The sequence below is a fragment of the Verrucomicrobiia bacterium genome, from assembly GCA_036268055.1.
Taxonomy (GTDB): domain Bacteria; phylum Verrucomicrobiota; class Verrucomicrobiia; order Limisphaerales; family Pedosphaeraceae; genus DATAUW01.
This window is the reverse complement of record DATAUW010000012.1, coordinates 14,351-37,570: the sequence shown is the minus strand read 5'-3', so window position 1 is coordinate 37,570 and position 23,220 is coordinate 14,351. Positions and strand designations below refer to the sequence as shown.

The 23,220-nt window shown below is 55.7% G+C and carries 14 protein-coding genes; 10 read left to right on the top strand and 4 right to left on the bottom strand.

What is annotated here, in order from left to right; all coding sequences use genetic code 11:
* Nucleotides 1–105: 105 nt before the first annotated feature.
* Together VH413_05810 and VH413_05805 are read left to right on the top strand one after the other, a co-directional pair.
* Complete coding sequence (locus VH413_05810; GenBank protein HEX3798200.1) at nt 106–2,685, top strand: DUF4965 domain-containing protein; 2,580 nt, start codon at nt 106–108, stop codon at nt 2,683–2,685.
* Nucleotides 2,686–2,687: 2 nt separating this feature from the next.
* The gene (locus tag VH413_05805; GenBank protein HEX3798199.1) at nt 2,688–5,243 is read left to right on the top strand and encodes a beta-L-arabinofuranosidase domain-containing protein; all 2,556 of its coding nucleotides are present in this window, start codon (nt 2,688–2,690) and stop codon (nt 5,241–5,243) included.
* 58 nt (nt 5,244–5,301) lie between these two features.
* Here VH413_05805 and VH413_05800 read toward each other — a convergent pair whose 3' ends face one another.
* The 3 genes from VH413_05800 to VH413_05790 all read right to left on the bottom strand — a co-directional run bounded on the left by VH413_05800 (nt 5,302) and on the right by VH413_05790 (nt 11,457).
* Nucleotides 5,302–6,885 carry a hypothetical protein gene (locus VH413_05800; GenBank protein HEX3798198.1) on the bottom strand — a complete coding sequence of 528 codons (1,584 nt, stop codon included), beginning with the start codon at nt 6,883–6,885 and terminating at the stop codon, nt 5,302–5,304.
* 199 nt (nt 6,886–7,084) lie between these two features.
* Nucleotides 7,085–11,218 (bottom strand): DNRLRE domain-containing protein, encoded by a 4,134-nt coding sequence (locus tag VH413_05795; protein HEX3798197.1) that lies wholly within the window; start codon nt 11,216–11,218, stop codon nt 7,085–7,087.
* Nucleotides 11,219–11,223: 5 nt separating this feature from the next.
* On the bottom strand, nt 11,224–11,457 hold the full coding sequence (locus VH413_05790; GenBank protein HEX3798196.1) for a hypothetical protein: 234 nt from the start codon (nt 11,455–11,457) through the stop codon (nt 11,224–11,226).
* Between the two features lie 181 nt (nt 11,458–11,638).
* Here VH413_05790 and VH413_05785 point away from each other — a divergent pair, with 181 nt between their 5' ends.
* Both VH413_05785 and VH413_05780 read left to right on the top strand, forming a co-directional pair.
* Complete coding sequence (locus VH413_05785; protein HEX3798195.1) at nt 11,639–12,451, top strand: prepilin-type N-terminal cleavage/methylation domain-containing protein; 813 nt, start codon at nt 11,639–11,641, stop codon at nt 12,449–12,451.
* 250 nt (nt 12,452–12,701) lie between these two features.
* Nucleotides 12,702–13,685 carry a helix-turn-helix domain-containing protein gene (locus VH413_05780; protein HEX3798194.1) on the top strand — a complete coding sequence of 328 codons (984 nt, stop codon included), beginning with the start codon at nt 12,702–12,704 and terminating at the stop codon, nt 13,683–13,685.
* 86 nt (nt 13,686–13,771) lie between these two features.
* On the opposite strand, the gene VH413_05775 is transcribed toward VH413_05780, so the two are convergent.
* Complete coding sequence (locus tag VH413_05775) at nt 13,772–16,099, bottom strand: tetratricopeptide repeat protein (GenBank protein ID HEX3798193.1); 2,328 nt, start codon at nt 16,097–16,099, stop codon at nt 13,772–13,774.
* A 266-nt stretch (nt 16,100–16,365) separates the two neighbouring features.
* Between VH413_05775 and VH413_05770 the strand changes: the two genes are divergently transcribed.
* The 6 genes from VH413_05770 (at nt 16,366) to VH413_05745 (ending at nt 23,185) form a co-directional block, all read left to right on the top strand.
* A complete protein-coding gene (locus VH413_05770; GenBank protein ID HEX3798192.1) occupies nt 16,366–17,286 on the top strand; it encodes a prepilin-type N-terminal cleavage/methylation domain-containing protein in 921 nt (306 codons plus the stop codon).
* A 215-nt stretch (nt 17,287–17,501) separates the two neighbouring features.
* Complete coding sequence (locus VH413_05765; GenBank protein HEX3798191.1) at nt 17,502–18,605, top strand: PQQ-binding-like beta-propeller repeat protein; 1,104 nt, start codon at nt 17,502–17,504, stop codon at nt 18,603–18,605.
* A gap of 9 nt (nt 18,606–18,614) precedes the next feature.
* Nucleotides 18,615–19,961, top strand: a complete 1,347-nt coding sequence (locus tag VH413_05760; protein ID HEX3798190.1) for a coproporphyrinogen-III oxidase family protein — start codon at nt 18,615–18,617, stop codon at nt 19,959–19,961.
* On the top strand, nt 19,954–20,532 hold the full coding sequence (locus VH413_05755; protein ID HEX3798189.1) for a hypothetical protein: 579 nt from the start codon (nt 19,954–19,956) through the stop codon (nt 20,530–20,532). The genes VH413_05760 and VH413_05755 overlap by 8 nt, the downstream gene beginning before the upstream one ends.
* A complete protein-coding gene (locus VH413_05750) occupies nt 20,533–21,813 on the top strand; it encodes an NAD(P)/FAD-dependent oxidoreductase (protein HEX3798188.1) in 1,281 nt (426 codons plus the stop codon).
* A gap of 67 nt (nt 21,814–21,880) precedes the next feature.
* The gene (locus VH413_05745; protein ID HEX3798187.1) at nt 21,881–23,185 is read left to right on the top strand and encodes a glycosyltransferase; all 1,305 of its coding nucleotides are present in this window, start codon (nt 21,881–21,883) and stop codon (nt 23,183–23,185) included.
* The last annotated feature ends 35 nt before the right edge of the window (nt 23,186–23,220 follow it).

Here is a 23,220-nt window from a genome sequence, read left to right as displayed (position 1 = left end):
CATGCCACATGACACACCGGGTCGCTGGTCTATATTTCTGAGATGTTCACATACAATGCTAATCGCCTTTCGTCGTCCCATGCTATACATGGTGGGGGCGCTTATATGAAAAAACTACTTCTTCGGCCCGCGATGTGGACGGTATTCCTGATATTATGGTCGCTTCACTTTTCCCTCGCGGCGCAATCCGAACCATTGCGTCCGCCGTCGGTCCCGCTCGTCGCCTGCAATCCTTACTTCAGCATTTGGTCGCCCGCTGACAAACTGACCGATACCGACACCACCCACTGGACCGGCAAAGCCCAGCGTCTCACCAGCCTCGCGCGGATTGACGGAAAATCGTTTCGCCTCATGGGCGGTCAGCCGGCCGATGTGCCCGCGCTGGCGCAAACCAGCTTGCAAGTCCTCCCCACGCGCACCATTTACGAATTCGAAAACGAAACCATCCACCTCACCCTCACCTTCATGACGGCCGCACTGCCGGACGATCTGAATGTTCTCTCGCGCCCGGTCACTTATGTGTCGTGGGAAGCGCAATCAAAAGACCAAAAGTCGCACGAAGTGGAAATTTATTTCGATGCCCGTTCTGAAATCGCCGTCAATGAACCGAATCAGCCGGTGACGTTTCAATCCGCCACCACTTCCGGCCTCACCGCCTGGCGCGTCGGCACGGTCGAGCAACCCATCCTGCGCCGGAAGGGTGACGACGTCCGCATTGACTGGGGTTATTTTTATGTTGCGATGGAGAAGAATAAAAAGACCCTGTCCAACGTCGCCCCCGCCGCTGCCGCTCGCGCCGGTTTCGTCGCGAATGGAAATCCCGGTGAAGCGTCGGTTCTTCAAAGCGATGGAAAAAACGACACCGTCATTGCTTTCGCAACCAAGCTCGGCTCCGTGCGCGCCAAGCCCGTCTCCTGCTGGCTGATGCTCGCTTACGACGACCTTTATTCGATTCAATACATGAAGAAAAACCTGCGCCCCTATTGGCGGCGCAATGGCGATGACGCGTCCGCCCTGCTCACCAAGTCCGCGAAGGATTACGAAGACTTGAAAAAACGCTGCGTCAAATTCGACACCGAATTGATGGGCGATTTGCGTAACGCGGGCGGAGAAAATTATGCGCAACTCGCCGCGCTCGCCTATCGCCAATGTTTTGCCGCCGGCATGTTCGTGGCCGACGACAACGGCCAGCCTTTGCAATTCTGCAAGGAGAACCATTCCAATGGCTGCATCAGCACTTCGGATGTTTTTTATCCGATGTCCCCGCAGTTCCTTTTGTTCGGCCCCAGCCTCGCCAAATCCTTCATCGTGCCGTTCATGAATTACGCCGCGAGCGACCGCTGGAAATTTCCTTTCGCCCCTCACGATCTCGGCACGTATCCTCAAGCCAACGGCCAGGTTTATGGCGATGGCGAGCGCGGCGTGAACAATCAGATGCCGGTCGAGGAAAGCGGCAATCTACTGTGTCTCTTCGGCGCGGTCGCGCAAATGGACGGCAACGCGGACTTCGCCGGACTTTATTGGAAACAACTCGAACAATGGGCCGAGTATCTGAAAGAAAAGGGTTTCGATCCCGAGAACCAGCTTTGCACGGATGACTTCGCCGGCCATCTCGCGCACAATGTGAATTTGAGCGCCAAAGCCATTTGCGGCCTCGGCTCTTTTGCCAAGCTTTGTGAAATGCGTGGCGACAAACAGAAGTCCGAGGAATACATGAAACTCGCCCGCGGCTTTGCCGAGCGCTGGGTAAAAGAGGCGGCTGAAGGCGATCATTTCCGCCTCGCGTTTGACCGGCCCAACACCTGGAGCCAGAAATATAATTTGGTTTGGGACCGCATCCTTGGCTTGAATTTATTTCCCGCCGAAGTCGCGCAAAAGGAAATGGCTTTTTATCGCAAGATACAAAACCAATACGGCCTCCCGCTGGACAACCGCGAAACTTATACCAAGCTGGATTGGATCACCTGGACCGCGACGCTCACGCAAAATCGCGACGACTTTGAAGCGTTGGTCGCCCCGATCATTGCTTTCCTGAACGCCACTCCCGACCGCGCGCCCATGACCGATTGGTATCAAACTAAAACCGCGCGCAAGGTTGGGTTCACCGCCCGCCCCGTCGTCGGCGGCGTGTTCCTCGAAATGCTTTACGACAAAGCGGTGTGGCACAAATATGCCGGGCGCGATAAGACCAAAGCTTCCGGTTGGGCCGCCATGCCGAAAGCGCCGGAAATCAAAATGGTTCTCAATGCCGCAGACAAACACAAAGCGATGTGGGATTATACCACCGACCGTCCGGGCAATAACTGGCAGCAACCCGGCTTCGACGATTCAAATTGGAAACATGGCCAGAGCGGTTTCGGCACGTCCGGCACACCGGGCGCGATCGTCGGCACGACGTGGAACACTTCGGACATCTGGCTTCGCCGCGAAGTGGATTTGACCGCCACGGATTTCAATGATGTCCAGGCGTGGCTTCATCACGACGAGGATGCCGAGGTTTACATCAACGGCGTTCTCGCCCTTCAGGCCGGAGGCTTTGTGAGCGGCTATGATATGTTTCCGCTGACACCCGAAGGCCGTGCCGCTCTTAGACCCGGGAAGAACTTGATCGCCGTCCATTGCCATCAAACCACCGGCGGCCAATACGTGGACCTTGGTTTAGTGGAGGTCGTCCGGGCCAAATAGGCATGCGCGCGCTATTGGCAGGGCTGATGATTTGGGCCGCCGGATTTTCTCTGGTTGCCCGCAGTCAGCCACCCGCGCCCGCCGCTGCATTCCCCACGAATCTTCCGCCGACTCCGGTCGTAAGCAATCGCTCGCCGTTGCTCAAAACTCCTTTCACCGCGCTTCCGCTCGGAAGCGTTCACCCACTCGGCTGGCTGCTCACCCAATGCCAACTGCAACGCGACGGCCTCACCGGCAACGCTGAAACCCTTTACGCCAACGACCTCGGCACCAACAGCGCGTGGCTCGGCGGCAAAGGCGAGAATTGGGAACGCGGCCCTTATTATTTCAAAGGCCTCGTCGCGCTCGCCTATGTCCTGGATGACCCGGGCCTAAAACAAAAAGCGCAAAAATGGATGGACTGGTTGCTGGATCATCAGCGGACTTACGGCTACATCGGACCCGGCGCAAACGGCGATTGGTGGCCGCGCATGGTCGCGACTTATGCGCTGCGGGATTACTACGAAGCGACTGGCGACACCCGCGTGCCCCTCGTCCTAAGCAATTACTTTCATTACATGCTCGATAACCTCCCGGCCAATCCGCTCAAGGAATGGGGCAAGGCCCGCGCCGGCGATGAAATAGACGTCGCCCTCTGGCTCTACAATCGCAATGGAGACACCAATCTCCTCGCGCTCGCCGAACTGTTGCGCAAACAGTCTTACGACTGGATCGGAATTTTCACCAGCAACAGCTTCGACCTCTACGGCACGGATTTTCAACCCAAGCACAACGTCAACGTCGAGCAGGCGCTCAAGTTTCCCGCCGTCTATTATCAACTCTCGAAAAAGCCCAGCGACCTGCGCGCGCTCTCCCTCGGGCTGGATCATCTCATGCGCGAAAACGCCCTGCCCTGCGACATCAATAGCGGAACCGAATTCCTCTCCGGCAATGCCACCGTGCAAGGGGTCGAGTTATGTTCCATCGTCGAAGCCATGTTGAGTCTGGAAACTTCCGTCGGCATCTCGGGCAATCCCAAATTGGCCGACCGATTGGAAACCATTTCCTTCAACGCCCTGCCCGCCGCGCTCGCGAACGAAATCAAAGGCCTCCAATATTATACCGTTCCCAACAACGTCATCGCCATCCATGGCGGCCACGGTTTCAACCAGGACTACGCCAACGGCACGCTGCCCGGGCCCGACTCCGGCTATCCCTGCTGCCGCTACAACTTCCACATGGGCTGGCCGAAGCTCGTTCAAAATTCCTGGGCCGCCACCGCCGACGGTGGTTTGGCCGCGCTGGTTTACGCGCCCACCGTTGTCAACACCTTGGCGAACGGCCATCAAATTCAAATCACCGAAGACACCGCCTATCCATTTGAAGAACAAGTCCGCCTGCGCATGACGCTCACTGGCTCGGTTGATTTCCCGCTGGAACTTCGCATTCCCGGTTGGTGCACCAACGCCTCCATCACCATCAATGGCGGCAATCAGGGCGCACTCAAACCCGCCACCTTCCTCCGCCTCCAACGCACCTGGTCCGACGGCGACATCGTCGTGTTGAATTTCCCTATGCCCATCCAGACCACACCCGGCCCCGGCCACTCCGTCGCCGTCAGCCGCGGCCCGCTCATCTATTCCCTGCGCATCGGCGAAGAATGGGAAGTCCGCACGCCCGACGCCCACAAAATGGGTTTTGATGAATTCGAAATTCGCCCCACGACCCCGTGGAACTACGCGCTGGAATTAAATCCGGCGAATCCCGCCGCATCGCTCACCGTCAGCAATTCTCCCCCGCCACCAAATCCATTCGATCCAGCGCAACCCTCCGTTGCCTTGCTCGCCCACGCGCGCCAAATTCCCGACTGGACCATCGGCTGGCGCGGCGACCAGGCATTCGAGCCACCCGCAAGCCCAGTCGCTTCAACCAACGAACTAACCACCGTGACGCTCGTTCCCTTCGGCGCCCAACATTTGCGCATAAGCTGGTTTCCTTATCTCGGTTCGCCCCATCCTGCTGTCGGCGCCTTCACAGAAAATTTCGATTCCACCTGGCCCCGCCGCTGGACGGTGTTCGGAGGAAACTGGGTGGTCCGCAACCAAGCCATGAGCACCGTGCCCGGCTCCGCGAACGGCGCCAAAGCCCTCGCCCTGGCGACCGCCTTCACTAACTTCACTTACGAAGCCGACATCTCAGTCGGCCCGGCCGGCGACGCCGGCTTGATCTTTCGCGCCAGCAAGCCCGACATCGGCCCCGACGCCTATTGCGGCTACTATGCCGGCATCAACGCGGAACACAATCAGTTGGAATTCGGTTACGCCAGCAACTCCTGGCACCCGATCATCCACGTCCCCATGCCACTGGCCGCGAATAAATTTCACCATCTAAAAATCGAAGCGCAGGGCCCAAAAATCCGCATCTACCTCAACCATTCAAAAACCCCCGCCATTGCCGCTGAAAACACCGATGCCTCCACCGGCATGGTCGGCGTGCGCGATTACTGCGCCGACGGCAACCGCTCGCTCTCCAGCTTCGCCAACCTGCGCGTCAACGAACTAACACCCGGCGCGAATTAGAGCGTAGGCTCAAATCTTCTTTAGACATTCTTTGGGAAATCGCTCTGGGATTCCGGACTCACGGCTTCTTATCGAGGATGCGAACTTCCAGGCGTTCCACCAGAGTCGTTCCTTTTGCTCCGAGGATGCCAAAGCTTCCGCTGGCGATGGAATTATCCTGCGCGCTGCCGATCGTTTGACCATCCGCCCTGAGCGTGAGTGTGTCGCCGATTGCCGTAACTTCCATTTCAAAGAAACCGTCGTATTTCTTCGGGCCATGAGTGTTAATCAGTCCCTTCCACTTTTTCTCCTGGTTCTTGCCCGCGTTGAAAGAATCTTCTCCGCTGAACCAGTTTGCATAACCGTTCCAACCGTTCGCGTCCTTGGTCCAGCGAATGTCAATATTGCTGGTCCCGCTGACCTTCTTAATACGGGCGCGGATATCAACGTCGCTGCAATTCACATTAAATCTGAGGGCCGTTGAATCCAATCGCAGCGCACCGTCTTGAAGATCAATTTTTCGCGCCTCCAAATCCGCGCTCAACGGCGTGCATCCAAATAAATGTTTTCCGTCGAACAACTGAATCCAGCCATTGGCATCTGGTTTTGGCATCTCGGAAGAAAGCCACGCCGGCGGTTTGACGGCGTTGACTTCGGAGGGCGGCGCGGTGAACACCTGTTGCATCGCCGCCGTTTCGGACGAAGTCAGCAACGCGTCATCGTGGTTGTTCTGTCGGTCTTTGAGATAGGCGGTGTATTTCTCCAGGGTCTGTGAATCGGTGAAGTTTTTGCCGAAGACAAGTCGCGCATGTGCCACCTCGGTCTGGCGTGGCTTCATGTCTTTGCCGAAGAGGCTAAGATAATATCCGCACTGCGACCAACCCTTCGTCCACATGGACAATGCAAAACAATCTTCTGGCGGCGACATGAAGATAACACTCACGCCGCTTCCCGGTTGGGTTCTCATGCCCAAAGGACTCGCAAGCGGAGCTTTGATCGCAAAATTCATTGGAAAAGGCGGAAATTTCCACCGTCCGTCATTGATTATCGGCAATACCTGTTGGCTGCCGGGAAATAATTGTATTTCACCTTTGTTGCTGGTTGCTTCCTGCAAGCCGGGCAAGCCATCGCTCGCGCTTTGAACGTATGCTTTTCCAATCGTGAACTTGTCGAAATAAGAGCCGAGGAACAGCTCGAATTGATTGAGGTTGGTTTGCGGAGCAAAAAAGACGGTGCAATCAAGCGTGTCGGCGCTTTGCCAGCGATAAACAATGGAGAAAGCAAATGGCCGATCCGGCGCGCTGCCCCATAGCAGTTGTGCCGCGCCGTTTGACAGCACCTTGCCGGTTCGCGGCCATTCCCACGATCCAAAACCATAGCGGCGCTGTGGGGTCAGAAAGCGATACGGACATAGCAAGCCGTGGTTCTCATCTATTGCGACATTGCCTTCAACAAACGTGATTGATTTCAATCCCTCTCCGAGCCCGTCTTTCGCCAGTGTTCCTTTCACCACTCCTGTATTGAAGGAAAGGTCTCCCGTGCTGGTAGTTTTGAAAGCTAGCGGGCCGGCATTGGGCGTGGAGGATTCATTGGCGGCAATTAATTGTGAGGGAATGGAAATGAGTATAGCTAGAATAACGCATGAAAATTTGCTTATATTCATAGGTGGATAGAGCCGGAGATTGGCCGCTGTCCACCAAAGCCGCAAGCGAAAATGAAAGCGGGCAGTTGTATTTGGAAACGGGCGCTCAACGACGCCTTGAGAAAAATTAACGAGCGGATTGGCGTGAAATTTTTTTTACCAAAAATAAAACCGGCGCGAGCTTTCGCCCGCGCCGGTGCGCTGATTTCATCTTAACTAATTACGGATTCGACAAGCGATAATACGCCGCGGTCGGCAACGGTGCGTTATCCATGAACGTCGCCGTGCCATCCGAACCCACCAGCGCCGTGCCGATCATGCTCCACGTGCCGCCCAACGAACCGGTTCGCCAGACACTATAGGTCGTCCCGATCGTGCCGCTGAACTTCACCTGCACTTGCGTGGAGGAAACCGTGAGTGGCAGAAGTTTCGGCTGCGCCGGCCCGCTGTTGACCAGCGTGTAATAAACCACGAGCTGCGGACGGCTCGCTTCACTGGCCGACTCCGACGTGTCAATGCCCCAGCCATCGCTTCCCTTCGGCCACGGAAGGATTCCCCAGCCGTAATTCGGCAGCGTGCCGTTCGCCCAATTCTGCACATCGGCAGTCACTTCAAACGCGTGATAACCACCCTGCTCATTGGGAACCAGCAATGGCGAACCCGCTGTCGCGGTCGGCGTCACCGCGGCTTCAACTCCGTCGGTCTGGATGCCGTTAGCTCCCCATTGATTCCAGGTCGTAGTAGTATCTTGCCACGGTTGCAGCATCGCGTAGAATTCACCGCCATCGCCGACCGCCGCCGATGAATTCAAGCTCGCGAGATTCAGCATGGCCACTTCAATGTGCGCGTTGGCAGGAATCTGGCCCGCGCCCGTGCCGACGATATTGCCGAATTGAATCAGCGATTCGGTGGCATCCAACTGGCCTTGATCCGCGCCGTCGCTAAATAATTCAATGCCACGCGCCGTGCTCGCATTCGGCGAGCTTTGGACGATCTCGCAATCCGACACGTTGGTGTAGCCATTGACACCGTAGCGGAAGCTCGTGCCCAAAGTTCCAGCCGGCAGCCAATACACGCGCAAGCGCGGATGATTTGCCACCGTCGGATCTTCCGACGGCGAAAATCCCGTGCCGTCGGTGAGGTTATTCCACGGCTGATTGCCTGCGGCATCTAGAACGCCTTCGGCATCGCAAACCCAGCCGTTGTTCGTCTCGCCATTGGCCCACGCCTGCACGTCCGGCGTCACTCCGATGGTGACATTCCCCGCGCCCGTGGTGGTCGTGGTGAACACCGTGCCGCCATTGGGTCCCGCAGATTCCGTGAACATTCCCAACTGCGAGTAGTTCGTCGCCTTCGCGGTGAAATCATCCGCCACCACGCCGACGCCGCCATCTCCAACTTGATCCGAGAAAGAACCCCAGGTGGAGTTGGTCGCGTCCCACGGGATCAACATCCGGTTCAGCGCAAAACCATCACCGGAGTTGACGATGTTCAGGTTCAGGTCCGCACAGACGATGATCGAGCCCGGCGGAATTTGATTCGCGTTGGTGCCGATCAAATTATCGAACCGCAACAAAACCTGGTGGTCGCTGGAACTGCTGTTGAGTTGCACAAAGATTCCGTTCGCGGGATTCGACCCTGCCGGATAGGCGGTGCCGGGAACAGCTTGAGAAATCTCGATGTCCGCTTCATCGGCATAAACTCCGTAGCCATAATCCGCGCCGTCCTGGTATTGCGTCACTCGCAACTGGCCGACTCGGATGCTCTTACTAACGGTGCTGACGCTGCCCGCTCCGTAATTCAAAGTGACTTGAAGCGTGCGCGTCGCGAAGTTGTTGGTTGTCGTGCTAGCAAAGGTCACGACCTCCACCAACGCCTGCACCGCATTCGCCGCCGCGCCGCTTTGAATCGTCAGCACCAATGGCGTGCCTGCTGAACCGCCGCTGAACGAACCGATCGCGGTGCCGCCGTAGCTGATCGTATTTCCCGAAACGCTGATTTGGCCGCCGTTGGCCACATCATTGCGAACGCTCAATATATCAGTCGAATCCGAATGAACCGTCAGTGCGAACGTGAAAGTTGCGCCGCTGAAATCAATCGCCTGATTGACCGTGGCCAAACCATCCACGCCCACCGGAGGCATTCCCAGACCATAGACCGTCGGGCCGGAAGGCAAGCCAACCGCCTTGATCGTGGTTGCAGTAATATCGGGAACCACCAGCGTCGAATAACCCAGGTTGGTCGAACTCACGACGGTGCTAATGGTATAACTCGCGTTGCCACTGAGCGCGGGATCATTCAAGCCGCTCAACGTAACGGTTTGCGGCACGTTCCAATTATCGGGAGTGAACGTCAATATCGAAGGCGAAACGGTTCCGTCCGTCGTGTCACTCGATGAGTAAGTCACAGTTACATTGCTAAGCGGCTTCACGGAGAGCGCGACCGTGAAATTAGTCGTGCCGCCTTCAGTTACTTTGATTGAGCCGCTGAAGCTCAGCACCAAATTCGCGACGTCATTCTCCTGGTTCAACACACTGACATTGCCCACAGCGAGGCCGTTGTAATTCGTGTCCGTGCTGACCGCCGGCGCGCCGATGATTTGGTAAGCGATGTCGCCATCTTCAATTTCATCGTCCACGCCAGTGACGGTGACAACCTGGGGCGTGCTCCAATTAACACTATTAAAGGTGATCAAACTGGGTGAAACGGTTCCCTGCGTCAAATCACTCGAAGAGAAACCGATGCTCACGTCGTTGGCCGGCTGGACGTTCAGGATGACCTCAAAAGTCGCCGTGCCGCCGGAACCAGTTGTGACAAGTCCTTGCGTCGGAACCAGGAAGATTCCCGGCTGGCCGTTGGGCACATTAATGAGAGAAACACTCGGCGCTTGCACGCCGTTGTAATTAGTGTCCGTGCTGGTGGCTGGCGAAAAAACGATCGAATACGGCTCGATATTGGTCGAAGCATTATCGAGACCGGTGACCGTAACGGTTTGCGGCACATTCCAGTTCGACGCGTTAAACGCAAGCGTGCTGACGGAAAGCATGCCCGCCGCGGGTGCGCTCGAAGCAAAATTGACATCCACTTCCGCACTCGGAGGCGCATCCAAAACCACGGAGAAAGTCGCCGCGACACCGCCTTCGGTCGTCGCCAAACCATTAGTGGGCGTGACGGTGAATCCCGCCGTTGGTGCGGGGATATACACAAATGAAACCACTGCGTCGCTCGCGGGTAATGATTGCAGATTCGGTTTCTTATTGCCGGCGCCTACGTCGCGAGTCTGGATGTCCCAGCCGTCGGCGGTCGCCTGGTAACTGACAATATTATCTCCGTTGACCGAGCCGCCTTCTTCTCCCGAAATGATCAGCACACCGTGGCCGGGAGTTACTCCGGGAATGGTGAGATGATAAACTCCCGCGGCCGGATTCGTCACACTGAATGCTGAACTGTGCAAACCGAGGCTCGCATCACCGAAGAACCGGCCGGACACGACCAAATGATTCGTGATCGGCACGCACACGAAAGCCACCGGGTCTCCCTCGGCGCTGCCCGTCGCGTCATCGCGGCAGGTGACCGTCCAGGTGCCGTCGGCGTTCGGCTGGGAATCGGCAAAATTTTCTTCGTTCTTGCCACCGCAGCACAACAACAGCGCGTTCGTCCGCGAATCCAAACCAAATCGCAGCAGGTTCACGGTGACTTTTCCGCCGCCTGTGGGAATCACGTCCGTGCCCAATACCATGTTCGGGTTGGCATAAAGTTTATCGGACGCAAGGGTCGCCGTGACACCGTTATTGACGCCCGTGGCATTGACGATCCAACCGCCATACCAGCCGTTCGAGTAAGGGAAATACGCGCCGGCCACGTCGAAGTTATACTCCGGATAATTCGTATCGTCCGTGGTGCCGAAAACTGGAATCCAAAACTGCCCGGAAGATCCCGGGCTTCCGGAAGCATTGCTATCAATGGCGGACGTGCCCCAGTTGGTGCCATCTCCTTCGCCGTTATCGCGGCCATTATCGGTGATGGAACTGATCAGGATGCCGTTGGCCACGTCGTCCGTGGCGCTCGCGCCGATCTTTACGAAATAATCCGCGCGGCTGGTTTGGGTGTTATTGATGACTTGAAAATCGTTGATCGCAACCGGCGTAGTCAGCGTAACCGAGACTGCATTGTTACTCGTATCATTTTGCTGCACGCTGATATTGGCCGCGGAAATGCCGTGAAGAACTGGCGTCGCCTGGGCCGCAAACCAGCTCGTAGTGGCCAGCGCGAGGGACGCGATAATGGTTTTAATTTTCGCCGCCGCTGAATTTCGAGGCCTCCAATCATTCCGCTGGTATCTGTGATGAGTCATAGTTTTCAAAGTTGATTGTCGTTGATCGTTCTTTTCCGGACCGTGAACCCCAAGCCTAAGGCGGCGGCCCTTTCGTCAACAATGGAACGCAGTGTTCGTTTCCAGTTTCTTTTTTCTCCGCGCGCAAATTTTTGAAGATTGATTTTACGAAACCGTAACCATGCCGCCACACGACTGCCAAAATCCGGATAAATAATCACCCTCGCGAAACTTGCTGGCAGCAAAGGCGATTCCGTCACGTTACGTTTCCGTGAAATTGGTCGTCAGAAAATCGAACGGCAAAAGTAATTCGACTGGAATTGAACACGCGCCCGCCTTGATGCGCCTTTGCGTTCCAAGCAAAGTTTGGCCTTGGTTTCTCAACCCCGAAACCTTCCTGAATTTGAAATGAATATTTTAATGAAAGACCCGGCCCTTGTGATGACTCAAAAAAACCGCCGCAGCCAGCCCGCGGGATTTACTCTCATCGAGTTACTGGTTGTAATTGCGATCATTGCCATTCTTGCGTCACTGCTCCTGCCGGCGTTGGCCCGGGCCAAGGAACGCGCCCATCGGATCGGCTGCGTCAATAATCTCAAACAGTTGATGCTGGGCAGTATGATGTATGCGTCGGACTTCAATGGAAATCTGACCGCGCCCACCTGGGTTTCTGGCGAACTCAAGAACCTCACCGCCAGCAGTGATCGCACCGGCTCCGATGACGATGCCAGCTGGCTTTATCCAAATTATATTTCTACCATCGCGAATGGGAGTGCGGGCGGAAGCTTCGATTGCCCTTCAACCCAAAACTTTATTCGCTCCGCGTCCCCGGTGACGACCGAGACCGGTCCGAACGGAAAATCGGTCTTGATTGACCTGACGAACAACGCGCAAAATAAAGGCCACACCACCGGCACGAGTTACGAGATATTCGGGACTTACGATGCCGACGGCAAGACCGTCAAGAAAACCGAACAGTCGCTTCAAGTTTACACCCTAACGAATTTCAAAGCCAAACTCGGCATGCGCCCCGGACCGTCCCAGGTGAACTTGTTTTTGGACGGTGATGATAACGGTGGCGGAGCCGACGCCACGAATCCCAACAATAACTGGCCGGATCCCGGCAATAACCACGGCGCTGCGGGCACTTGCATGGGCTTCTGCGACGGCCACGCCTCGTGGATTCCCATCTATAATTATTTGGATGTCCTCAATACCAGCCAGGACGGAAACAGCGTTCCACCCGTTCCCTGACGCGTTGCCTGTTTCGCCGTGCGAAATCGTACAACCACCCAAAGCTCGCGACTTGCTTTCAGATTCGCGCACTAGATTCTTCTCCCTTTCCGCCGCTCGCGGGGGGAAAAGCCGGGGAGAGATGGTTTTTCTCCCCCGTTTCCATTTTGTAACATTAAAACCGTATCCAAAAATATTTCACTCAGTAGAGTAGTTACAACGTATTCACAGTCCTGAGTAACTCAATTACTCACTTAGCCTCAAAGTCCCGATGTCTGGCGAACCTCATAACCGAAAGCTCAGTATCACAAAATCGAACGAAAGTTCCGGCGGCGCATTTTGGTCGCGCGCGGACAATCGTCTGGGCGTTCAAAACCTCAGTTTTTCCATCGAAGCGGACAATGCTTATCCCGCGCACGTCCATGCGGAGTATGTTGTTTTTATATGTCTGCAAGGCGCGCTGACCCTAAATCATTTCGGCGAGACGGTTGTCGCCGGCACCGGAGAGGCAGTGATGGTCAACGGCGGGGTTGCGCACTCCATTCGCTTTTCCAGCCGCCTCTCGCAACCTTGTGAAGCGGCCTGCGTGGCTTTCGATCACCGCCTGCTGACGGACCTCGCGCCCAACTTTCAACTTCCCGAAGTCAATGCCGATGCGTGTCCCGCCTTTCACGGGAAAATGATTAACAATACGATTCACGGTTGCGCGTCAGAAATCCGCCGCGAACTGGCTGGCCGCAAATCGGGCTACAAAATCGCCCTAGAACATCTGGCGATGCGTTTATTGGTCGAAGCCTTTCGTTCCTGGCCGCGTCCGCAGATAAGACAAATCGCGGCGAATTTCACCCAGCGTCTGAGCCAGCGCGATTTTTTTCGCGCCTATGATTTCATGCGCCGCTGCCGCAAGGAACTTTTTCGCCTGCAACACTTGTGCGGTATTTTGGGGATCAGCGAAGAGCGTTTTACGCGTTTGTTTCTGGCCTCTACGAACAACACCCCGGCGAATTTTTATAACCGGATGCTATTGGAACGCGGTCTTGATTTGCTGGGCGACTCGGCCCTTTCCATCAAGGAAATCAGCTTTGAATTGGGTTTCAAAACCACCAGCCATTTCATCGCCTCCTTTCGCCGCGAGTTCAGCACGACTCCGCAAGAATATAGACATAGCCATTCGGTCGGCTTGATCAACCTCGAGATTGCTCAGTTTGCGCCGCCACTTTTGGAAAACAACCGGTCACGGTTTGTTTCGGCGTAGTCGTGTAAAGGATTGCGCGTTTGTCAGGAGCCCTTTTTTTTAAATTTAATGTAAATCAAACGCCTTCCAGTATTCTTGCATTTTGACTAACCCCTCCACGGCTTGCCCGCCTGAAATTGCTCCAGCATCTTTTGACACTCACTTACTAACTCCGGGTTATTCGCCGCCCGCGCCAGATCCATCGCCGCGCGCGCTGACTTCACCGCCTCATCGAACTTCCCCGTCTCGCCTTGCGCGGCCGCCAGCGTCTTGAGCTTCCCGGGATTTTTGTGTTTGGTTAATTCACACGCCCGCTGCGCCATTTTTACCGCCTGTTCGCCGTTGCGAAAATCCGCGTTCGAGGCCGTCGCCAAAATCCACGAAAGCCCGTCCAGCGCATCCGCAAAATCCTGTTTGATCAACAGCGCCGACGCGTATTGCGCTATCGCCTCGCGCGTTTTTTGCAAATGATACAGCGCCACACCGTAGGCGTAATGCGCATTCGGATCCTGCGATGTGTTAGTCACCACCCGCGCAAAAAGTTCTGCCGCCTCGCTCCATTGACTTTGCTGATTGAGCGCCAGCGCGAGGTTATATTCCGTCTCCGCATCGCCGGGCTTCAACCGCAACGCCTCGCGCAAATGCTGGACGCCTTCATCCGTGCGGCCCTTTTGCAGCAGTAAAATGCCGAGATTATTTTGCGCGAGCGTGAGCTTAGGATCAATCGCCAGCGCGGCGAGATAATGTTCGATCGCCTCGTCCAGCTTGCCTTGCGTATGTAAAATGCGCGCCAGGTTATTATGCGCAATCGCCGAATCAGAATTGGCCGCCAGCGCCGCGCTATATTCCACCGCCGCCTCGTCATATTTATTTTGTTTCCCAAGGATCATCCCCAGAAAAATATGCGCCTGCTCCGTGACCGGCTTGAACCACAGCGCGACTCGATAATCGGCAATCGCCTCCTCCGTGTGCCCTTGTTGTTCCAGCGCATTGCCGAGAAAAAAATACGCCTCGGGAAAACCCGGCTTATATTTTATTGCCTGCCGATAATCCGCGATGGCCGCATCCAATTTCCCCTCACTCGCGAGCACGCTGCCCAAAACCGTAAGCGCCATGTAATTTTGATGAGTTACTTTGTAAGCATGCTCGAAAAGCGCCGTCGTATTACGCCAATAAGTCAGCTGCACCGAAGTCGCCACCATCATCCCCGCACCCACCAACGCCGCAATTCCCCATTTCGCACTCCGCACCCCACACTGCGCACTGAACTCTCCAATTCCCCATACTACCGCGATAAAAATCCCCACCAACGGCAGATACGTATAACGATCCGCCCACGCCTGATCCCCCACCTGCACCAATCCAATCACCGGAACCAACGTCCCCAAAAACCACAACCACCCCACCAATAGGTAGGCTTTACTTTTCCCGAGAGGGCGAGCGTACCCGCGAGCCCCATTTTTCATCACTGCCAAACATATAAGAACCGTAATCCCCACCAAACCCATCCCCGCCACAATCGCCGGCACAAATGATCTCCCCGCGTCATACGGATAATAAACCGCCATCGGCCACGGCCAAAACGTCGCGATTAAATAATGCCAGTAAGCCAGTGCCGTATGGGCCACCCGCTCCCCAATCGGCAACCCTCCCGTCGAAACAATCGCGTCCCGCTGCGCCCCCATCGTCAACCAACACCCCACAACCGAAAGCAAAAACAGCGGCATTTTTTCCACAACTACCCAACTCCACCATCCCCAATCCCCTAATTCCGCACTCCGCACTCTGCGCTCCGCATTTAATTCGCTCCGCACTCCTGCTAACTGGTCCTTCCAAACATCAATGAGTAACAGCACAAACGGCAGCGTCACCGCCATCGGTTTTGCCATCAACGCCAGCACAAACATCACAACCACCATCACGTATCTAAAGACGGATTTCTTCTCCAAATATATTACGTAAGCGTATAGAGTGAGCATCCAGAAAAATCCGCACAAAACATCCTTTCGCTCCGCGATCCACGCCACCGACTCCACATGAAGCGGATGCCATGCGAACAACGCCGCCACCGCCGCCGCGCGCCACAATTTGCCTGTCAACCGGTTCAACGCCAAAAACAAAAAAAGCGTGCTCGCCGCGTGCAGCAGCACATTCGTCAAATGATGCCCCCCCGCGTTTCCGCCATAGATTTGGCAGTCCAGCATGTGCGAAAGCCACGTCAGCGGATGCCAGTTGCTCGCATGAAACCCAAACGCCCACTTCACCCCGCTCCACGTCAAGCCAGCCTGCACATGGGGATTCTCCGTGACATATTGCTGGTCGTCGTACTCGACGAAACTATGGCGCAACGCGGGCAGATAGAGCACCAATGTGCTCAGGCTCAAGACCATGCCCACCACGGCCACAAATCGCCGGGAATAAATGCGCTCGCGCATCCCTCAGAATGGTGTGATATGCCCATCCAATTCAATGGCAAATCCGGCGTAAATTTTTTGCACACCTTGAGCGAAAAGCGCCAGTGAAACTCGGCGAAATTAATACGTATAGTGACTAATTGAGTGACATGCAAACGACACCACAATTTCACCGTTTTTTTACACGAGAAATACAAGATATTTCTTGCGTTAATCGTCTTACGAATTACTATCAACTTCCATTCAGGCCTAACCCGGTCGGCGAGTTGAAAATCCAAAAGCAAACCATGAAGTCATCCAAATCCATTTCGAGTTCCGCCAAAAAAAATCCGAGTGGATTCACGTTGATCGAACTCCTCGTCGTCATCGCCATCATCGCCATTCTTGCCGGTTTGCTTTTGCCCGCTCTTGCAAAAGCCAAGGCGAAGGCCCAGGGCATTTCTTGCCTTAATAATCTCCACCAATGGGGAATCGCGGAACAGGTCTATGCCAGTGATAGCGGCGATAGCATGCCCCGGGACGGAACCGATCTCTCGGGCAGTTATTCCTGCTACACCAGCTCTGCCGGGGCCTTGGGCCAAAGCGCAACCTTCAATGCCGGCACCCCTTTTGATCCCTATGCCTGGTATAACGTGTTGCCCCCGAACGTCGCAGATAAGACATTGCAGGCTTATAATCAACAACCCGGCGCCAACCCTGCACTGAAGTATCCTTACCCCGGTAATGGAATTGGAAAGATCTGGCTCTGCCCTACCGCTACCGCTCCCAAGAACGCCGCCAACTGGCTTCCTACCGGGGCCTCATTCGGATTTTTCTCTTATGCGTTTGATCTGGATCTCAAACTCAAAAGCGGCATTAAAAACGGTGTCATTGGCAATGACTTTACTTATCCGGCAATGCCAAAAATGGGAGACATTCGTTTCCCCTCAGCTCAGGTCATGATAACCGAACAGGCGACCAATCCAGAAACCGAAGCTTATACTACCGCTAACGGCGGCAATGCGGATGCAAATGGGTTGATGCCCTCCGTGCGTTGGACTTACTTTTCCCAACGTCATTCGATTGGCGGAAATATCGCTTTTCTTGACGGCCATTCAGCTCATTTCAGATATGATTACGTCTATAACAGCCATCCCACCCCAGATAGTCGAAATGAACTGCTTAACCCCGACATCTGGTGGAATCCGAATCGCGACATCAATCCGTAGTCTCAAATTCTCCAACTCCTTTTACACGCGGACGGCCAAACAGCCGTCCGTTTCGTTTTCCGCCCTGACTTACCTTCCCACAGTTATTTAAATACCCTCAATAATACGTATAAGTATTATCCTGTTGCCAACCGCCTTTTTCTCCGCCATATTCACTCCGCGTTCAATCAAGCCGTTGTGTGAATGTGGTTTATCCAGTTGCCGGGCTTCTGATTTTGACTGCTCTGGCCGCCCAGGCTGCCGGGGACTGGCCGATGTTCCGTGGCGGTCCCGCTCTTAACGGCGTCGCTCCCGGCTCGCTGCCTGATCATCCGCAACTGCTCTGGACTTTCAAAACCGCTGGGCCCGTTCGTTCCTCCGCCGCCATCGTCAATCACCAGGTTTTCATCGGCTCGGGCGACAGCAATATCTACTGCCTCAATCTCGCCGACGGCCACAAATCCTGGGCCTACACCACACGCGGTCCGGTTGATTCCTCCCCGCTCGTGCTCGAAGGCAAAGTCTTCGCCGGTTCCGCCGATGACATGCTTTACGCCCTCGACGCCAAGACCGGCGCGCTCGCGTGGAAATACGAGACCGGCGATAAAATCCTCGGCGCGCCCAATTACGTTACGTCTAACGGAACGAATTGCGTCCTCGTCGGCAGTTACGATTTCAAGTTGCACTGCGTCAATCGCGCGACCGGCAAACCCGTGTGGACTTACGAAAGCGGCAATTACATCAATGGCTCCCCCGCCGTTGCCGCGGGCATCACCGCGTTCGGCGGGTGTGACGCCATGTTGCACGTCATCAGCTTGACGAACGGCACGGAACTCAAGCAAATCGAAGCCGGCGCTTACGTGGCCGGCTCGCTCGCGCTGGTGGATGACCGCGCTTACTTCGGCCATTACGAAAACGAGTTCCAATGTATTGACCTCGCCACTGGGAAAAAAATCTGGGCCTTTCACGACCGCGATTTTCCCTATTTTTCCTCGCCCGCAGTGACGGGTGAACGCGTATTTTTTGGCGGACGCGACAAACAACTGCACTGCGTGAACCGCGCCAACGGCTCGAATATCTGGTCCTTCGCCACGCGCGGCAAAGTGGACAGTTCACCCGTCGTCTGCGGCGATAAAGTCACCGTCGGTTCCGACGATGGCCGCCTCTACATCGTGTCAATCGCCGATGGCAAAGAACTTTGGTCTTACGAAATCGGCCAGGCCGTCGGCAGTTCGCCCGCCATCGCTGACGGCAAACTCATCATCGGCTCTGATGACGGCAACATCTACGCTTTCGGCGCCGCCAGTGAATCGAAATCAACTCCCGTGTCGTCCAACTGATATTTTACCATGAGCACCACCACTCCCACACCGCCGCCCGTCACCGCTCCGCCGCTGGAAAAACAAACCACCGTCGGCAATTATTTCGTCTCCAATTACCCACCGTTTTCGTTCTGGAAACAGGAAGATGTTGGCGATCTCTATGCCGCGCTGGAACGCCCGTCGCGTCCCGGCAACCCGCTCGGTATCTATCTGCACATTCCTTTTTGCCGCAAGCGTTGTCACTTCTGTTACTTTCGCGTTTACACCGATAAAGATTCCGCCGCGATCAAGGCTTACATTGACGCCACGCTGAAGGAACTCGCCATCTACGCCAACAAGCCCGCCATTCGCGGCCGCAAACCGAACTTCGTTTATTTTGGCGGCGGCACGCCTTCGTATCTTTCGGTTGACCAGCTCAAACATCTTTTTGGCGGCATGAAAGCGCTCCTGCCATGGGATGATATTGAAGAAGTCGCCTTTGAAGCCGAACCCGGCACGCTGACCGATCATAAGTTGAAAGCCATTCGCGAACTCGGCGTCACGCGCCTCAGTTTGGGCGTGGAAAATTTCGACGATCATATTCTCGAAATCAATGGCCGCGCGCATCACAGCAAGGAAATCGCCCGTGCTTACGGTTACGCGCGCGAACTGGATTTTCCGCAAATCAATATTGATCTCATCGCCGGCATGGTCGAGGAGACTGAAGCCAACTGGCAGGATTGCATCCGCAAAACTATCGCCATGTCGCCGGACAGCGTCACGATTTACGAAATGGAAATTCCTTACAACACCACCATCTATAAACAGATGAAAGCCGAGGGCAAACTCGTCGCGCCCGTGGCGGATTGGGAAACGAAGCGCGGTTGGGTCAACTACGCCTTCAACGAACTCGAAAAAGTCGGCTACACGATCACCAGCGCCTACACCGCCGTCAAAAATCCCCAGCGCACCAAATTTATTTATCGCGATCGTCTGTGGGCGGGCGCGGATCTGCTCTCGCTCGGCGTCGCGTCGTTCGGCCACATCAACGGCACGCATTATCAGAACCATCACGACTTCGATCCCTACGTCGCGCGCGTTCAGGCCGGCGAATTGCCCATTCACCGCGCGCTCACGCCGAACGATGATGAGCGTCTCATCCGTGAATTTGTCCTCCAACTCAAGCTCGGCCACCTTAGCCGCGATTATTTCAAAAAGAAATTCGGACCCGATCCCGCCGAACGCTTCGCCGTGCCGCTCCAAACTTTGAAAGACTGGGGCTTCCTCACCATTGACGGCGATGCCATCCGCCTGAATCGCGAAGGCCTGCTCCAGGTGGACCGCTTGCTCCACGAATTTTTCCTGCCCCAGCACAAAAATGTCCGCTATGCCTGAAAAAATTTTCACCGTCGTGCCGGAGCCGCGCTCCGGTTCTGTCGTCCATCCGCTCGATGAATTTTATGCCGCCGCCGGGCAGACGCTTCCGCCGCTCACCGAGATTGACGGCCACGCCATGCCCGAGCCGTATCGCTCCCTGCTGGTTCATCAGCACGATATGACGCCGACGCTCGAAAAATTTCATCGCTCGGCCATTCATCTCCAAGTGCTCGGCCGCCGCCGCAAGGACGACGCCTATTTCCGTGAAGTCGTCCTCCGCCTCGACCGCAAGAATCAGCCCGTTGAATTTGGCGCCATCAAAATCAATCTCGACCGCTTCACGCCCGAGGCTCGCGAACAAATTCTCACCGAGCGCCTGCCGCTCGGCCACATCCTGCACAAATATAAAATTCCCCACACCAGCCGCCCGCGCGCCTACCTGCGTCTCGCCTCGGACAAATTGATCAACCAGGTTCTCGAACTCACTGGCGCTCAGGTGCTCTTTGGCCGCCGCAACACGCTTTATAATCCTGAGCAACAATCACTCGCGGAAATCGTCGAAATTCTCCCCACTCATCTTGAAAAATAAATGAAACCTAAAAATAGCTACGACGTCATCGTGATCGGCGGTGGTCCCGCCGGTTCTTCCGCTTCCGCGTTGCTTTCTGAACAAGGCCATCGCGTGCTCCTGCTGGAACGCGAAAAATTTCCGCGCTATCACATCGGCGAATCGCTGCTGCCTTTCACTTACCAGCCGCTGGAACGCCTTGGCCTCATCGGCCGCATGAAAAAATCTGCGTTCGTTAAAAAATACAGCGTCCAATTCGTCTCACCCTCGGGTCGCGCGAGTTTGCCATTTTATTTTTTCAACCGTTACGACCGCGAAAGCATCGCGCAAACCTGGCAGGTGCTACGCTCCGAGTTCGACCAGATGCTGCTCGACAATACGCGCGCCAAGGGCACTGAGGTCAAAGAGGAAATCACCGTGAAGGAATTGCTGCGCGATGGCGAGCGCGTCATTGGCGTTCGCACCGTCAGCAAAGACGGCGAGACGAAGGATTATCATGCTACCATCACGCTCGATTGTTCGGGCAAAGAAGCTTTTTCCACCGTGCGCAACGGTTGGCGCGTCCCCGATCCTTACCTCAACAAGATCGCGGTGTGGACTTACTATAAAGGCGCGAAACGCGATGCCGGCGTTGACGAAGGCGCGACGACTGTGGCCTACGTTCCTGAAAAAGGCTGGTTCTGGTATATTCCGCAGCACAACGACATGATCAGCGTCGGCGTCGTGGCGGAAGGAAAATATCTGACGCGCGGCGGCGTGAAAGCGCCCGAGGAAATTTTCAAACGCGAGATCGAGGAAAATCTTTGGATCAAGGAACATCTCTCGCACGGCCTATCCACCGGAAATTATTATCTCACCAGCGAATATTCGTACCACGCCAAACATTGCGCCACGGAAGGCTTGCTCCTCGTCGGCGACGCTTTTGCGTTTCTCGATCCCGTGTTTTCGTCCGGCGTCATGCTCGCGCTCAAGAGCGGTGTCATGGCGGCGGATGCCGTTCATCAGGCATTCGTCACGCAGGATTTTTCGCCGGAAATCTTTTCCAATTACGCGGCGACTTTACGTCAGGGTGTCGAAAACATGCGCAAATTGGTTTACGCATTTTATAATCCCGATTTTTCCTTCGGCAGAGTCATCAAAAAATATCCCGACGCCGCCGGCGAAATCACCGATTGCCTCTCCGGCGACGTGAACAAGGATTTCAGCCAACTGTGGAAATGGGTTTCCGAATTCGTCCCGCTCCCCGACGATCTCCCCGTTGGCCAGCCGCTGACGCATTCCGAAGAACTGGCGAAAGCTTAATTGACGGGCACAGGCCGATGACTTCATAAACTGTAGCGGCGGTCTATGACCGCCGGACGCGCGCATAATGAACATCGTCCAGATCACTCCCGGCGCCGGGGCCATGTATTGCGGAAATTGTTTCCGCGATAACGCCCTCGTCCACTCGCTCCGCCGCCGCGGCCACGACGTGACGATGATTCCCCTCTATCTCCCGCTCACGCTCGATGAAGCCGATGAAACGCGCGGCCTGCCCATTTTTTTCAACGGCATCACCGTTTATCTCGAACAAAAATCCGCGCTCTTTCGCAACGCGCCCGCGTGGCTTCACAACCTTTTTAATTCGCCCGCATTGCTGAAATTTGCCGCTGGTCGCGCCGCCAAAACCCGCGCTACCGATCTCGGCGACCTCACACTCTCCATGATTCGCGGCGAGCAAGGCCATCAAGCGCGCGAGCTCGAACAACTCATCGCCTTTCTCAAAACGCAACCCCGGCCCGACATCATTTGCCTCTCCAACGCCCTGCTAGCCGGCATGGCTCGCCGCCTCAAATCCGAACTCGGCGCGCCCATCGCGTGTGTGTTGCAGGGCGAAGATTATTTTCTCGACGCGCTTCCCGATTCTCATCGCGCGCTCACCTGGCAAACCCTCGCCGGGCGTTGCAAAGACATTGACCTGTTCATCCCGCCCTCGCGTTATTTCGGCGACCGCATGAGCGAGCGCCTCCGCCTGCCCGCGAGCCGCGTGCGCGTCATTCACGATGGCATCAATCTCAGCGGCTACGAAGCCGCGCCCGCGCCCGCGAATCCCACGCTCGGTTTTTTCGCGCGCATGTGCCGCGAGAAAGGTTTGGATACACTCGTCGAAGCCTTCATCATTTTGAAAGAGCGCCATCGCATCCCCAATCTCAAATTGAAAATCGGCGGCGGTTGCGGCCCGGCGGATCAACCCTTCGTCAATTCCCTGCGCGATCGTCTCCGCGCAAAAGTTTTTTTGGACGACGTCGAATTTTCCCCCAACGTCAGTCGCGAAGAGAAGCTCGCGTTCTTCCGTTCACTATCGGTTTTTTCCGTGCCCGCGCTTTATGGTGAAGCCTTCGGCCTTTACGTCATCGAAGCGCTGGCGAGCGGCGTGCCCATCGTGCAACCGCGCCACGCCGCATTTCCCGAACTCATCGAAGCCACTGGTGGCGGTGTTTTGTGCGAACCCGGCGATCCCTGCGCCCTGGCTGATGCCCTCGAACCGCTGCTCCTTGATTCCACGCGCGCCCGCGAACTCGGCGCGACCGGCCGCAAAGCCGTGCTTGAAAAATTCAATTCAGAATTCATGGCCGCCGAAGTCCTGCGCGCCTATGAAGAAGTCACAACCACGCGAGGAGCCTTAACCTATTAACCCGTAACCCCATCTCCTACGCTCAAAACCCCCGC